This is a genomic window from Geobacter benzoatilyticus (assembly GCF_017338855.1).
Lineage (GTDB): Bacteria > Desulfobacterota > Desulfuromonadia > Geobacterales > Geobacteraceae > Geobacter > Geobacter benzoatilyticus.
Map to the genome: position 1 here is coordinate 2,471,504 of NZ_CP071382.1, position 15,459 is coordinate 2,486,962.

The 15,459-nt window shown below is 61.9% G+C and carries 9 protein-coding genes; 3 read left to right on the forward strand and 6 right to left on the reverse strand.

The window, feature by feature from the left end:
* Positions 1-119: 119 nt before the first annotated feature.
* From JZM60_RS11345 to JZM60_RS11355, 3 genes are all read right to left on the reverse strand, one after another.
* A complete protein-coding gene (locus tag JZM60_RS11345; protein ID WP_207162570.1) occupies positions 120-839 on the reverse strand; it encodes an LrgB family protein in 720 nt (239 codons plus the stop codon).
* Entirely contained in the window at positions 836-1,204 is a 369-nt protein-coding gene (locus JZM60_RS11350; protein ID WP_207162571.1) for a CidA/LrgA family protein, read from the reverse strand. Before JZM60_RS11350 ends, JZM60_RS11345 begins: the two co-directional genes overlap by 4 nt.
* A 210-nt stretch (positions 1,205-1,414) precedes the next feature.
* Entirely contained in the window at positions 1,415-2,704 is a 1,290-nt protein-coding gene (locus JZM60_RS11355; RefSeq protein WP_207162572.1) for a clostripain-related cysteine peptidase, read from the reverse strand.
* A 190-nt stretch (positions 2,705-2,894) separates the two neighbouring features.
* Between JZM60_RS11355 and JZM60_RS11360 the strand changes: the two genes are divergently transcribed.
* Complete coding sequence (locus JZM60_RS11360; RefSeq protein WP_207162573.1) at positions 2,895-4,340, forward strand: glyceraldehyde-3-phosphate dehydrogenase; 1,446 nt, start codon at positions 2,895-2,897, stop codon at positions 4,338-4,340.
* Between the two features lie 85 nt (positions 4,341-4,425).
* Here JZM60_RS11360 and JZM60_RS11365 read toward each other — a convergent pair whose 3' ends face one another.
* The 3 genes from JZM60_RS11365 to JZM60_RS11375 form a co-directional block, all read right to left on the reverse strand.
* The gene (locus tag JZM60_RS11365) at positions 4,426-8,700 is read right to left on the reverse strand and encodes a DUF4062 domain-containing protein (RefSeq protein WP_207162574.1); all 4,275 of its coding nucleotides are present in this window, start codon (positions 8,698-8,700) and stop codon (positions 4,426-4,428) included.
* Positions 8,701-8,854: 154 nt separating this feature from the next.
* A complete protein-coding gene (locus tag JZM60_RS11370) occupies positions 8,855-9,979 on the reverse strand; it encodes a patatin-like phospholipase family protein (RefSeq protein ID WP_207162575.1) in 1,125 nt (374 codons plus the stop codon).
* Positions 9,976-10,686 (reverse strand): hypothetical protein, encoded by a 711-nt coding sequence (locus JZM60_RS11375; protein WP_241426240.1) that lies wholly within the window; start codon positions 10,684-10,686, stop codon positions 9,976-9,978. The genes JZM60_RS11370 and JZM60_RS11375 overlap by 4 nt, the downstream gene beginning before the upstream one ends.
* A 284-nt stretch (positions 10,687-10,970) precedes the next feature.
* Here JZM60_RS11375 and dnaE point away from each other — a divergent pair, with 284 nt between their 5' ends.
* Together dnaE and JZM60_RS11385 are read left to right on the forward strand one after the other, a co-directional pair.
* Complete coding sequence (gene dnaE / locus JZM60_RS11380) at positions 10,971-14,438, forward strand: DNA polymerase III subunit alpha (RefSeq protein WP_207162576.1); 3,468 nt, start codon at positions 10,971-10,973, stop codon at positions 14,436-14,438.
* Between the two features lie 54 nt (positions 14,439-14,492).
* On the forward strand, positions 14,493-15,449 hold the full coding sequence (locus JZM60_RS11385; RefSeq protein ID WP_207162577.1) for an acetyl-CoA carboxylase carboxyltransferase subunit alpha: 957 nt from the start codon (positions 14,493-14,495) through the stop codon (positions 15,447-15,449).
* The last annotated feature ends 10 nt before the right edge of the window (positions 15,450-15,459 follow it).

The window sequence follows — 15,459 nt, forward strand, 5'->3', positions numbered from 1 at the left end:
TTATTCAGTAACATAAGCAACATTGCTCAAATATGACAATGAGATGACCATTTTGTCATAATGGAGGAAAGGGCGTGAAAAACCGGTTCAATACATTGGAAGGTATACATTGAGATAAATTACTGCAGCAGCCGTACCAGCGCTGGGAGCAGCAGGGCAGTGAATAAGCCGTTCAGCGCCATGGCCAGCGCCGAGAATGCCCCGGCCACCCTGCTTCTCTGGATGGCATGGGCGGTGCCGACGCCGTGGGAGGCTACCCCCAGCGCCATGCCCCGGGCTTTGTCGTCGTTGATTCTCAGCCGGTTCAGCACGAAGTCGCCGCCAACGGCCCCGGTTATGCCGGTCAGGACGACCACCACGGCAGTCAGCGACGGCAGGCCCCCGATCTGCTCGGAAATCCCCATGGCAATCGGTGTGGTAACCGATTTGGGCGCTACGGTCAAAAGAAGTACACTCTCGCCGCCAAGCGCCCAGACAATCCCCACGGCGCTTGCGATGGCAGCCAGGGAGCCCGCTGCCAGGGTGACGATTATCGGGACAAATGACTTGCGGATGATCTCCAGTTCCCGATGGAGCGGAATCGCCAGGGCAACCGTTGCCGGCCCCAGCAGGAAGTGAATGAACTGTGCGCCCTTGAAATAGGTCTGATAATCGATGCCGCTCACCTTCAGCAGCACCACGAGCAGAATGATGGCGGTCAGCACCGGGTTCAGCACGGGGTGGAAGTCGAGCCGGCTGAAAATCCAGGTGCCGATCTGGTAGGCGATAAGGGTCAACGTCAGCCACAGGAGGGGGGACGTTGACAGGTAAACCCATACTTGCTGCATATCTACGCTCATTGCCGGTCATCCTCCCCGGAGGCGGCGCACCGGCGATTGAGGGATTGCATGACCAGGCCGGTTACGGCGATTGTCGCAAGGGTGCCGATGATGATGGTGCCGGAGATGGGAAGCCATGACTTCATGAGAAGGTCGAGATTGGTGATGACGCCGACCCCGGCAGGGACAAAAAGCAGCGCCAGGTAGCGAAGGAGGAACCCTCCGGCGGTTTCCACTTCCTTTGGCACTTTCCGGGGGAAAAAGACCAGGCCGCAGAAGAGGAGAACCATCCCGATAACCGGGCCGGGCACCGGAATCCCGGTCAGTCTGGTGATGATCTCGCCGATCAGCTGGCAGGCAAGAATCAGGGTAAGGGAGCCAAGCATAAATCTCCTTTTGTATCCATGAGGGTTTTGCTGGGGAGCGATGGTGCCGGAGGAGACCCCCGGCACCGGGATTTGCATGGCTCAAAAATATAGGCTGACCGTTTTCCCCTGTCAAAGATGAATACGTGGGAGGGTAAGCCGTAAATGAAGAAAGGGGCGGTGGTGTCGGGCCGCCGGATGATCTTCCCAGGGTCCCTCCACCGCTGTGCCTTATCTCCCAAGCACGGCCAGGTATGCCGAAAGAAACTCGTCCCAGGCGCTCTTCTTGGTGAAGTCCAGGGTCTTGTACAGAGGCGAAAGCTTTCTTTTGGGGAAGTAGATGGAGACCCCCCTGGAGTTGTCCACGGCCGTTCCCTTGTAGCCGGCGGCGATGACGGCGGTTGTTGCGGCACCCTTTACGGCGGAGCAGGCGTTTTTGACCGCCGGGTTGGCGACCCCTTTGCTGATAAGGTCGCAGAGGTCGATGAGGTCGCAGTAGTCGTCGTAGGGGCGGCTGTACTCCTGCACCTGCGCCCTGGCGTTGATGAGGGCGGTGCGCGCGGCAGTGTCGCCCAGGATTCCTGACAGGGCCTTTGCCAGACTGTCTATGGCCGTGGCAAGGGGGTTCAGTGCCAGAAGTTTCACGGCCGATTGGGTGACGTTGTCGCCGGATTTGTAGGATGCCAGGTACTGGGTGACGATGGTTTTGGATAGCTCCTCCGGAGTCATGGCAGGCTTGGCGGCCAGAGCCTTGAGGATCCGGTCGTAGGGCCATCCGTCCCCCGGTTCGGTTTCTTCCGAGCCGACGCTGTAGTCGGCCACGGCCCGCATCTGGTAGGCCACCTCCACCATGCTCATGAGGCAGGCATCCATGCCGAGGATGTCGATCTTTTTATTGAGCTTCTTCTTTATGGCGGTCATCACCTTCTTCAGTTCGATGTTGTCCAGAAAGTCCTGGGCCTGGTCGTCGAAGGCAATCCCCCGCTGCTTGATGGCGGCGGCTACCGTGGTGCTGAAGAGGGCGCGGCGGGTGCGCCGGATGCCGGCCCTGGCCTGGGCCATGGGAAGGGGCTTTCCGTCGCCGGTTGCGCCCCTGGTCGGTACCGGCTGTGCTTTGCGCGAAACCGGGGGGGCTGCCCCGCTGAAGACGTCCCCTTCGTAGAGGTTGGCGTCATCCCACCCGGCGCCATGGTTCCAGAGGACCAGCAGATAGTGGTCGGCCGGATAGTTGGTGATTCCCCAGGTGACGAAATCCTCCAGCACCTTCGGGTCCCCCATGTTGGTCTCTCCCAGGGATTGAACCGCGTCCTTGGCCAGCGAAGTCCCCTTTTTCAGGCAGTAGCGCATGGTCTGCGTCTTTGTCCCGGCCCGGTCGAACTGGGCCAGAACGGCGACTTTATCGTTTGTGCCGGTGGTTTTCATCTCTTTCAGGTCGACGACGCCGGCACTGTCCAGGTTGTTGTCGCCGGCGAGATAGACCATGATGGTCCAGTTTCGTTTAGTGGTCGCTTTCGTGGCCATGACATCCTCCTTAATGTTTCGGCTGCGATTGTTCATAAGTATATGCCAAGGATTGACGGCTTCAAGGGAAGGGGTTGAATTTAGTAATAATTTACGTTGTTCATTTTGACTTAATAATGTAGTAACATGACGTTTCTGTGCCGGGCCGCCGGCGACCGCCACGGAAACCCACAAAGAAGGAGTTGTTGGTATGAACAACCAGATGCAGAAGACCTACCTCATGGAATGGCAGCACTTGGAAGAGTGCGCCGAACTCATGCTCCCCCTGATAGGCAAGCTCTATCGGGAGCACAATGTCGTGACCACGGTTTACGGCCGTACCCTCGTCAACGGCACCACGATCGATATCCTCAAATCCCACCGGTTTGCCCGTCTGATTCTCGATGACGAGCTGTCCGTCCTTGATACGTTCCCCATCGTTGAAGCAATGACTCGGCTTGACCTGGCTCCGGCGCGGGTTGACATCGGCAAGCTCACCGTCCGCTACAAGGCGGAAGGGGGCGGGCTCGGGGTGGATGATTTCGTGCGCCGGGAACTGGCCTCGGTCAACACCGGCCGGACTCCCATCCTGAGCGAGCCCCGTGACGTCGTACTCTACGGCTTCGGCCGCATCGGCCGTCTCCTCGCCCGGATTCTCGTGGAGAAGGCCGGCAGCGGCGAAAAACTGCGGATTCGGGCGGCCGTCGTCCGCAAGGGTGGGGCGGGCGATCTGGCAAAGCGGGCGAGCCTCCTGCGCCGCGACTCGGTCCACGGCCATTTCAACGGCATCATTACCTTTGACGAAGAAGAGAACGCCATCATCGCCAACGGCAACATGATCCGCATCATCTACGCCGACGCCCCCGAGAACGTCGACTACACCCAGTACGGCATCAAGAACGCCATCCTCATCGACAACACCGGCAAGTGGCGTGACCGCGAGGGGCTCGGCCGGCACCTGAAGGCGCAGGGAATCTCGAAGGTGGTCCTTACCGCCCCGGGCAAGGGGGATATCCCCAATATCGTCGCCGGCATCAACAATGAGCTGATTACCCCTGAGGAGAATATCTTCTCCGCGGCCAGCTGCACCACCAACGCCATCGTTCCGGTGCTCAAGGCGGTAAACGACCGGTTCGGGATCGTGAGCGGCCACGTGGAGACCTGCCACTCCTACACCAACGACCAGAACCTGATCGACAACTACCACAAGGCTTCCCGCCGCGGCCGGAGTGCCCCCCTCAACATGGTTATTACCGAGACCGGTGCCGCCAAGGCTGTGGCCAAGGCGCTTCCGGAGTTGACCGGCAAGCTGACCGGCAACGCCATCCGGGTGCCGACCCCCAACGTGTCGCTCGCCATTCTCAACCTGGAGCTGGGCCAGGAGGCCGACGTTGCGGAGATCAACGGTCACCTGCGCCAGATCTCCCTGGATTCGCCGCTCCAGAACCAGATCGACTACACCAACTCGTCAGAGGTGGTTTCCAGCGATTTCGTCGGCTCGCGCCACGCCGGCGTGGTTGATTCCCTGGCCACCATCTCCCAGGGTAAGCGCTGCGTCCTCTATGTCTGGTACGACAACGAATTCGGCTACAGTTGCCAGGTGGTCCGGATGATCCAGAAGATGGCCGGGGTGGAACTCCCTTCCGTGCCGAACTAAGGAGCGCCCGGACGAAAAACGGCAGCCGGGGGGGATTCCGTTCCCCTCCGGCTGCCGCTTCCGCAACATCATTCCTTCTTTTTTATCACTTCCCCGATAACAGCGCAGAACCCTGCCGAACCCCCTCTACCCGCAGCAGATGCACTGCTCCCGCTTCGTCGCCGGTAATTATCATCTTACCGTCCGGCGAGATGGCTGAAGGTACCAGCGCCCCGTCGCCCGTGAAGGTGGCGATGGGTTTCATCCCCTCCAGGTCCCAGAGGATGAGGCTCCGGTCGTCAGACGCGGATACGGCCCGGCGGCCGTCGGGGGTGACGGCTACGCTCCATACTTCGCGATTGTGGCCCCTCAGGGTGTAGAGGACCTGGCCGGTGACGAGGTCCCACAGCTTGAGGGTCCGGTCGCTGGAGGCGGTAAGTACCTGTGTACCGCCGGGAAGGAATGCGACATCGTTCACCTGGTCGCGGTGCTGGGGGGGATAGGGGGTCAGGGAGCCGGTGCGCGTATCCCGGATGATGAAGGTGGGAAACTGGGCCACCAGCGCCAGGAGCGTGCCGTCGGGGGAGATGCCGGTGACCCGGGTGGGGGAGGGGAGCCCCGTTACCCCCAGGGGCTGGAAGGTTTCCAGATCCCACTCGCGCAGGGTGCAGTCGAGCCCTGCCGAGAAGGCCCGGCGGCCGTCGGGGGTGGCGACCACCGACCATACTTCCGCTTCGTGACCACGGAAAGTCCAGATTTCCCGGTACCGTTCCAGGTCCCATAGCCGCACCGTCCGGTCGTGGGACGCGGATATGGCCCGGTTACCGTCGGGAGTGATTGCCACATCCCTCACCCAGTCTTCGTGCCCCGAGAGGGTGGCGATTTCCGCGCCGTTGGCGGTTCGCCAGACCTTGATCTTCCGATCCCAGGAGGATGTGAGCGCTATGGCGCCGGAAGGTGCGAAGGCCGAGGCGGTGACTGTGGCGTCATGGCCCGGGGGGGACGGCGCGGCGGCGCCTGCCAGGTTCCAGACCTTGAGGGTGGTGTCCCGGGCTGCGGAGACGGCGGTGGAGCTGTCGGGCGTTACGGTAACGGCGCTCACCTTGAAAGTGTGTCCCCGGAGGGTTTCCGTCGGCTGGGCCTGGTCCGGTGCCCAGCGCCGGAGGGTGAAATCCCACGAGCCTGAAATGATCTCCTTGCCGTCGGGGGTGACCGCAACGCAGCTGACGCCGTCCGTATGGCCGTAATAGGTCCAGAGTTCGCGCCCTTCGGCCAGGTCCCACCGCTTCAGGGTGCAGTCTTCCGAACCGGAGATGATTTGCCTGCCGTCCGGGGTCACTGCCAGGGCGAGCACCTGCCGGCTGTGTCCGGACATGGCGCGGAGCAATTCGCCCGTGAACGGATTCCAGGTCTTGATGGTCCGGTCGAAGGAGGCCGAGACCAGTGTCTTGCCGTCCGGGGCTGCGGCCAGGGCGTTTACACCGTAGGCGTGCCCCTGGATGCATCTCTGCTCGCGGCCGGTGAACGGATCCCATATCCGAATCGTGCTGTCCCAGGAGGCCGACGCAAGCCAGGTGCCGTCGGGAGCGACCGCCAGAGAGCTGACTGGGAGGGTGTGTCCCCGCAGGATGAGGAAACATTCCCCCGTATCGGCATCCCACAGCCTGACGGTGCCGTCCCGCGAGCCCGAGGCGATTCTGCGGCCGTCGGGCAAGACCGCCACGGCCAGCACTTCGGTTTCGTGCCCCCTGAGGACCATCAGTTCGGCGCCGGTGGCCAGATCCCATATCCTGAGCGTCGTGTCTTCTGCGGCGGAGACGGCCCGCTTGCCGTCGGGGGTAACGTCGACTCCCCGCACCGGATGGGTGTGGGTGCCGAGAACCCGCTCGATGGCGCCTCCTGCCTGGTAGAGAGACGGCGTTGCCGGGAGCAGCGATAACTCGTCGAGGCCGGCGCTTGCCTGTGCTGCCAGTGCCTGGAGCTCCTGTTCGCTCCTCAGCAGAAGCCGTCCCGTCAGCTGGCCGGCTAACTGTGACTTGTCAACGGCCAGGACGCTGGTCGAAAGGCGGATGGAGTGGGCCAGAGTCGAGATGACCGGCTCTGGGGGGAGGAGAGCGATATCGGCGAGGACTCCCGCCACGTCGAGGGCCTGGAACTTTGCCTTCAGCCACCGGAAATCGAGCATGAGCCCCCGCAGTTCCTGTTCTTTTCCCGCGCCGGCCAGGTGAAAGGGATATTCGGCCAGGGGGCGGCGTCGCTCGGGGTTCCACGAGTTTCCGGAACCATTTTTCAGGGCATTTGCCCGAAAATATGCAGCCAGTCGTTCGTGGGCCTGCCGGAAAAGGAGGGTGGGGGGCGTAGTGGGTGAAGACATGCCGAGGTAACGGCGAAAGGCGGTAAAGCGGAGCTGGTCGTGGAAGAACCCGATGAGCCCGCTTCCCCCTTCCTCGCCGGATGGACGGAGGAAGGGCTCCAGTGCACGGTAGAAGCGGGTCCAGGGAAGTGACGCCGTGGATTTGCCATCCTCCTGGAGCAGGTCGATGATTTCCGGTTCAAGGAGCCCGTCCCTGGATACCGCCATGGCCGACAGTGCCGCTGCGGCCAGGTCGGCGCCGTGGTCCCGTTCCAGGCGCTGCAGGATCTGGTCGAAAAGCTCAGTCACCGTTGGCGGAAGGGCCGATATTCTCTCCGTCAGGGTCTCGAAATCGCCGTGGCAGCAAAGTTCATCCAGGGCCGCCACGAGATAGAGGGGCAGCGCCGCATCGGGCCGTGCCGCCGTGTCGAGAAGCATGGCCCGCTGGGGGGGCGAAAGCTTCTTGCCCCGGCGGGCCAGGTGCTCGTCCATGAGGATTTCCCGGGAGCCTGATTCCAGGGGAGGGAGGGTGACGATGTGGTCCGCCGGCAGCCGTTCCTTCAGCCGGTCGAGACAGGGGCCGGTGAGGGTGCTGGCCACAACTTTCACCCCCGGCGCCAGGGTGCGGGGAAACCATTCCAGGGCGTGGCTTCCACCCTGCGGGTCCAGCTGGTTGAGGGCATCTATGAAGAGTGCAACCGGTTTCACCGCGCCGGCAGCGGTCAGGAAGGCAGGGAGCTGAAGACGCAGCTTGTCGGGGTCGGGGGATGGCTCAAGGTCCAGCCGGCAGGCGCGGCGCAACTGTTCGCAGAGGGAGCGAACCATGGCGGTGAGCTCGGTGGAACCCGGAGCGGCCCCGATGAACCAGGGGATTACGACTGTTTCCGGCGATTCTTCCCGCAATCGTTCGATGCAGGCGGCCAGGAGGGTTGTTTTGCCGCAGCCGGGCAAACCGGACAGGATATGGGGAAACCGGTTGCCGAAATCCTTCAGGTATCCCATGACCCCGGTAACCATGCCTTCGCGGCCGAAGCAGCGGGAGGCCCGCTCGCGGGCGAAACGCTCGTGCCGGGACTGTCCGGTGGTATCCTGCCGCCGGCCGTTTTTCAACAGCGGTTCGATGCCCCACCAGAGGTCATTCAGCACCCGATTGCCGAACTCCTCCATCCCGGTGAGGGCAACGGTGCCGTGGGCCGCGACCGCCTGCCGGGCCCCTTCGCTGAGACCGTCCCATTCGTCCGGCTGGATGATGCCGTCCCGCAATGCCGGGCCCCCTTCCTCTGTAGTGAGAAACATGGGGTCGATCCTGAATCCGCCGAAGCCGGTGCGGTACTCCCGCACTACCAGCGTAGCGCCTGCCGCGCTGCGAATTTCATCCTTGAGGGCGGCTAAATGTTTCGTGGTGGAGGCATCGGCATCGGTAAAAACAGGAACAAATGACGGGGGGAATGAGGGATGCCGATGTACCCCTCCGGAGCGGAGGAAGATGAATGCTTTTCCCCGGCGCACTCCGGGGGCCATGGCTCCGTGCCGTATTTCCAGGGCTGTTACCGATTCGCCGGCGCCTGGAAGCCCTGAACGTTGCCAGATGCGGGTGAGAGCAGCGGCCGTTTCAGGAGAGATGCCGGTGTCGCGCCGAAGCCTGAAGCGGGCCGGGAGCGTGGTTCCGTCCCACCGGTAGCAAGCGTCAATGAGTGATAGCTCTTCATCGCTTGCTTGTCCGCCGTCATGGACCGCCGCGAAAATCTCCGCCGGAACTTCTTCCGGCGGCGGCACCCAGCCGTACCGGTCCCCCAGAAGCCCCAGGAAAAGGTCGCATCGGCCGATTTCGTCGAGGCAGACCGCCAGAGCCCCCCGTTGCCGGGCCTCCTCCTCAGTCACCCCCCAGCGCAGATCCACCCCCACGAATTCAGCTCCCCGGCGACGGCAGCGGCTTCGCAACTCGGGGAAAACGACCCGGTTGAGCCAGTCCCGTTCGGCGTGCATGTCCCGGAAGGTGGAGGATATGAAGAGACGGATTGTTTTCATGGGACTCCGTTTGCAATATGGATTGGGTGTGCCGATACTTACCCGGCCCCGTTGTTTTTAAGGTAAGTATGTAAGGTGGCGCGCGATTTTGAGCGATTCGTGCAGCGCTTTAGCAATATGAATATAACTATCTGAACCAACGTGTTAAATGCAGTTAAGAGAATGCCGCAAAATGTTCCGGCTTCAACGTCTTCGCCACCACGGCCTTGCCCACCTCCTGAAGTTCGCCGATATGCTCCACTGAATCGAGTTTCTGGACCTTTTCCGGTTTGATATGGGTGAGTCCGAGGCTGTTGAGACCTTCCCGCGACAGTTCGGCGTTGTAGCGCAGGTAGGTGAAAAGCTTGGGCACCACCGGTCCGCTCTTGCCGATCATGTCACCCACCTCCCGGTCGAGGGGGTCGCCGGCCAGGCACTTGCCGAAGGTGCGGCAGAGGAAGTCCTGTTCGTTGAGGGCAGCGTACATGAGTGCCGACGGGATAGAACCCGCGTTGTAGAGGAGGTTCATCTCGTCGGGGGCCAGATCGGCGTTTGCCTGGGGGCTGGTACCGGTGCCGATGGAAACTATGAGAAGTTTATCTTCGCCTGCCGTCCACCGCAGGTTGTAGGGCTCTACCGTGGCCATGAGGAACGCCTGGAAGGCGGGGTTGTTGCAGGTGGTGATGCCGCCGTCCACAAAGATGAATTCCTTGCTCCCGACGCGCACTACTTCGGGCGGGAAGTAAACGGGAGCGGCGGTGCTTGCCCTCACCAGTTGCCAGAGGGGGATGTTCAGGTTGCAGTCGTGACGGTCTGGGCGGTTGTACTTGGCACCGGGGTTGTTGCAGACGGGCCAGGGGGAGTCGGTGCTGGCGTTGCGCATGACCATCATGAGGAGGGTCTTGAGCCGGTCGCTTCCCAGGGTGGTTCCCTTTCCGAAGACCTCCTGAAGCTTTTCCGCAAGCTTATCGTCTTCGTACTTGTAGCGGAAGCGTTTGAGGAGAAATGCCTTGTCGAACATATCCTTTCCGCTGGCCACGTAGAAGGTGCGAATGTCCGCGGCGGACATGCCGAGGGAGAGGCAGGCTGCGATAATGGCTCCGGTGCTGGTCCCCGCGAAGAAATCGAAGTACTGGGACAGGACAAAATCGCTGCCGCGGTTCAGCTGCCGGCGCAGGGTGTCCTCGATCCCTGCCAGCACCTCGACGGTCATTATGCCGCGGATGCCGCCGCCGTCGAGGGCAAGTATTTTCTTCGGGCCCGGTGCGGAGATGCGCTGCTTGAGAGCTTCCTGGCTCATGACGTTCCTCCTTGAAAGAAAAGCTTGTTGGTGTCGAGTACATGGACCTGGCCGGTCCGCTTGTTGACCTCGTCGTGCAGGTGTTCGGTGCCGCCGGGTCCGTCGCCACCCCGGCGGTTCCAGAGGCAGATGAAGTGAACCTTCTCCTCTCCCAGGGCGAGGGCCGTGTGGAGGAGCCAGAGGTTGGTGCGTACGTAAGGGTTCTCGTTCGTTGGTGACGGTCCCGACTCGTCGGGCATGACGAAGAGGGTGGCAAGGGGGGTGTTTATGACGGTGAAGAAACGGTCCCGCCACCGTTCGCCTGCGAAGGTGACGGAGCGGTTGAGGAATTCAGGGATATTGAAGGGGATGCGTATTTCCACCCGCACTCCGCGGGCCAGGCAAGCCTCGGCGAAGAGAATGTCACCGCCGCAGGCTCCGCTGCAGAGGGCCAGGTCGCCGGGACCGGCCCCAAGCTCATCCAGCTTGGCGGCGATGGCGGCTGCGGCTATCGGCTCCTTGTCGGGGGGGAAGCGGGGTTCGGGGCGGTCGGGGGCGTCGATCATGTGGCCGCTGAAGAGAAAGACCCGCCGTACTTCTCCTGAAGAGTGGATTATGGATGTGGCCCGGTGGAGGTTGGGGGTGAGTTTGCAGTCTTGTCCGGCGGCGCTGAAATCTCTACTTGCCTTGGTGGCGCAGGGCGTGATGATGAGGGCGTGCAGGGGCATTGGGCTCCACTTTCTGTAGGCTGGAACTGATGATTGTTGTTTTATTATAATGTAAAATCGGCAGCTTGCCAGCAAGTGTGGCGGCCGCACGCCATGCCCTGGGAAATTTTATGGTGTCGGGTGAGAGTAAAGTGTAGTGAAAACAGTCAATTGTATTTGATGTGGCACTTTTTTGCCCGCTGCCGGCCGTGTTGACACCGTTGCCGTTTTCGTGGCATAATCAATGGAATTTTTTAGCGAAAGTAAAATTGTCATCTCCCGGTAACGTCACACAGGTACCCCCCATGAGTTTTGTGCACCTCCATCTCCATACCCAGTATTCCCTCCTCGACGGCGCGATACGCCTCGGCGATCTGATAAAGAAGGCCAAAGATACCGATATGCCCGCCGTGGCCATCACCGACCACGGGGTGATGTTCGGCGCCATGGAGTTCTACCTCAAGTGCAAGGACAAGGGGGTGAAGCCGATTATCGGCTCCGAGGTCTATATCGCCCCCGGTTCCCGCTTCGTGAAGGAAGTGAAGGGGGTGGAGGCCGGCGCCGGTTACCACCTGCTTCTTCTCTGCGAAAACATGACCGGCTACCGGAACCTGTCGAAGCTGGTCTCCGTCGGTTTCAAGGAGGGTTTTTACTACAAGCCCCGCATCGATAAAGAGGTGCTGGCCCAGTATTCCGAGGGGCTTATCTGCCTATCCGCCTGCCTGAAGGGGGAGGTGGCCTACCTCTGCGAACGGGACCGGATTGCCGAGGCGGTGGATGTGGCCCGCTGGTACGCGGACCTCTTTCCGGACCGCTACTATATCGAGCTCCAGGAGAACGGCCTTACGGAGCAGGACAAGGCCAACAAGGGGCTCCTGGAGGTGGCGCGGGAGGTGGGGCTGCCGCTGGTGGCCACCAACGACTGCCACTACCTGAACCGGGAGGATGCCCGGGCCCATGAGGTGCTCCTCTGCATCCAGACCGGCAAGACCATGAACGATGCCTCGCGGATGCGCTTCTCCACCGACGAGTTCTACGTGAAGACCCCCGAGGAGATGGCCGCCGCGTTCCACTATGCGCCGGAGGCCGTTTCCAATACCGTGAAGATCGCCGAGCGGTGCAACCTCGACTTTGATTTCAAGACCTACTACTTCCCCCAGTTCGATCCCCCCGTGGGGCAGACCCTCGACCAGATGCTGGAGGATGCGGCCCGCAAGGGGCTTGAGCTCCGGCTCAGGGAGATCCGGCTCAAAACCCCCGACATGACTCCGGAGCAGGAGCAGAAGTACTGGGAGCGGTTGCGCATCGAGCTGGACTGCATCGCGCAGATGGGGTTCCCCGGCTACTTCCTCATCGTGGCCGACTTCATCAACTGGGCCAAGGACCACGGCATCCCCGTGGGGCCGGGCCGGGGTTCGGCGGCCGGTTCCCTGGTCGCCTATTCCATCCGGATCACCGACCTGGACCCGCTCCCCTACAATCTGCTCTTCGAGCGCTTCCTGAACCCGGAACGGATATCCATGCCCGATATCGACGTGGACTTCTGCCAGGACCGCCGCGAGGAGGTTATCCACTACGTCACCGGGAAATACGGCCGCGACCAGGTCTGCCAGATCATCACCTTCGGGACCATGTCGGCCCGGGCCGTCATCCGCGACGTGGGGCGTGCCCTGGATATGACCTACGGCGAGGTGGACCGTATCGCCAAGCTGGTGCCTGAAGTCCTCGGCATCAAGCTGAAGGACGCCATTGCCCAGGAGCCCCGCCTGAAGGAAGCCGCCGAGGCCGACCCCCGGGTGAAGGAGCTTCTCGATATCGGCCTCTGCCTCGAAGGGCTTGCGCGCCACGCCTCCACCCACGCGGCCGGCGTAGTGGTGGCCCCCAAGGTGCTGGAGGAGTTCTGCCCCGTCTACAAGGACCAGAAGACCGGCTCCCTCACCACCCAGTACTCCATGAAGTACGTGGAGAAGATCGGCCTCGTGAAGTTCGACTTCCTGGGGCTCAAGAACCTGACGGTCATCCACAACGCGGTGAAGATCATCCGGGCCGGCAAGGACCCCAACTTCGACATCGCGGCCCTGCGCGACGACGACCAGGCCAGCTATGATCTCATCTCCGCCGGCAACACCACCGGCGTGTTCCAGCTTGAATCCAGCGGCATGAAGGACATGCTCGTGAAGCTGAAGCCTTCCTGCTTCGAGGACGTCATCGCCGCCTGCGCCCTCTACCGGCCTGGTCCCCTCGGCTCGGGGATGGTGGATGACTTCATCGACCGCAAGCACGGCCGCAAGAAGGTGGTCTACGACCTGCCCCAGCTGGAGCCGATCCTCAAGGACACCTACGGGGTCATCGTATACCAGGAGCAGGTCATGCAGATCGCCCGGACCCTGGCGGGCTATTCTCTCGGCGGCGCCGACCTGCTGCGCCGCGCCATGGGGAAAAAGGACCCGGCGGAGATGGCCAAGCAGCGGGACATCTTCCTGGAAGGTGCCAAGAACGGCGGCATCGACCTCCAGAAGGCGGGGGCAATCTTCGACCTCATGGCCAAGTTTGCCGAGTACGGCTTCAACAAGTCCCACTCGGCCGCCTACGCCCTCGTGGCCTATCAGACTGCCTATCTCAAGGCCCACTACCCGGTGGAGTTCCTGGCCGCACTCCTCACCGAGGACATGGGGAACACCGATAAGGTGGTGAAGACCATTTCCGACTGCCGGGAGATGGGGATCGAGATCCTCCCCCCCGATATCAATGACTCCCATCTCTCCTTCCGGGTTCTGGGAAACTCCATCCGTTTCGGCCTCGGGGCCGTGAAAAACGTAGGGGAGGGGGCCATCGAGGCGATTATCGAGGCGCGGAAAGAGGGGGATTTCAAAGACCTCTTCGATTTCTGCGAGCGGGTCGATCTCCACAAGGTCAACAAGCGGGTGGTGGAATCCCTGGTCAAATGCGGTGCCTTCGACTCCACCGGTGGCCTGCGCTCCCAGCTCATGTCGGCCCTGGAGGATGCCATGGCCATCGGCCAGAAGATCCAGCAGGAGCGGGAGAGCGCCCAGGTATCCCTCTTCGGTGTCGAAGAGATCATCCGCACCAACGGCAACGGCAAAGGGAAGACGCAGCTTCCCGATATCCCCGAGTGGGATGACAAGCTGAAACTGGGGCTGGAGAAGGAGGCCCTCGGCTTCTTCATTACCGGCCACCCCCTGGGGCGCTACGAGAAGGAGATAAAACGCTTTGCCACCGTGGATACCGCCACCCTCGACGGGCGGGCCGACAAGAGCGAGGTCAAGCTCTGCGGCATCGTCACCTCCCTCAAGGAGCTGATAACCAAGAAGGGGGACCGGATGGCCTTCGCCACCCTGGAGGACCTGCTCGGCTCGGTGGAGGTGGTGGTTTTCCCCGAGGCATTCGCCGCCGGTTCCGAATACCTCAAGTCCGATGACCCGCTCCTCGTTACCGGCACCATCGACAAGGGGGAGAAGAATATCAAGATCATGGCAAACGAGGTGGTGCTCCTGCGGGACGTGAGCAGCCGGGAGACGAAACGGGTGATCTTCACCCTCTCCGGCGACGGCCTCGACCGCAGCCGCCTTGAAACCCTCAAGGGGATCATGCGCCGCTATCCCGGAAACTGCAAAACGCTTCTCGCCATAGAGATCCCGGCCCAGTGCCGGGCCACCATCGCGCTGCCCGATTCGTATCTGGTTGCCGCCAGCGAGGAACTCTCCCTTGAAGTGAAGAACCTCTTCGGCTATCATGCCGTGTCGTTTGAATAACCGCCCCGATGCGTTGAGATACATTTATACGGAATAGTACAAAGGAGAAAATAAATGGCTTCCCAATTTTTTCTGGAATTTGAAAAGCCGGTGGTTGAACTGGAGCAGAAAATTCAGGAGCTGGCCGATATCGCCGGCGACAACTCGGAGTTGAAGACCGAGGTGGTCAAGCTGGAGAAGAAGGTGGACAAGATGCGGGAGGTGATCTTCGCCAACCTCTCCCGCTGGCAGATGGTTCAGGTGGCACGCCACATCGACCGCCCCTTCACCCTCGACTACCTCACGCACATTTTCACCGATTTCGTGGAGCTCCACGGCGACCGCCTCTTCGGCGACGACCACGCCATCGTCGGCGGCATGGCCAAGCTGGACGGCGAGCCGGTCATGGTCATCGGCCACCAGAAGGGGCGCGACACCAAGGAGAAGGTTTACCGCAACTTCGGCATGCCCAACCCCGAGGGGTACCGCAAGGCCCTGCGCCTCATGGAGATGGCCGAGCGGTTCCGGATGCCGATAATCACTTTCGTTGACACCCCGGGCGCCTATCCCGGCATCGGCGCCGAGGAGCGGGGCCAGGCCGAGGCCATTGCCCGCAACCTGCGGGAGATGGCGGCCCTGACCGTGCCGATCGTCGTCGTCATCACCGGCGAGGGGGGCTCCGGCGGGGCGCTGGCCATCGCCGTGGGGGACCGGGTGCTGATGCTGGAATACTCCATCTACGCCGTAATCTCCCCCGAGGGGTGCGCCGCCATCCTCTGGTCCGACGGCACCAAGGGTGCCCAGGCCGCCGAGGCCCTGAAGCTTACCGCTCCCGACCTGAAGGAGCTGGAGGTCATCGACGAGATCGTCAAGGAGCCCCTGGGTGGCGCCCACCGGGATCACGAGGCCATGGCCAAGAACCTCAAGGAGGCCATTCTCCGGCACCTGAATGAGTTGAAGACGCTCTCCGTGGAGCAGCTCGTGGAAGGTCGGTACCAGAAGTTCCGCAAGATGAGCCGGTTTGCCGAGTAGGCGTTACCGA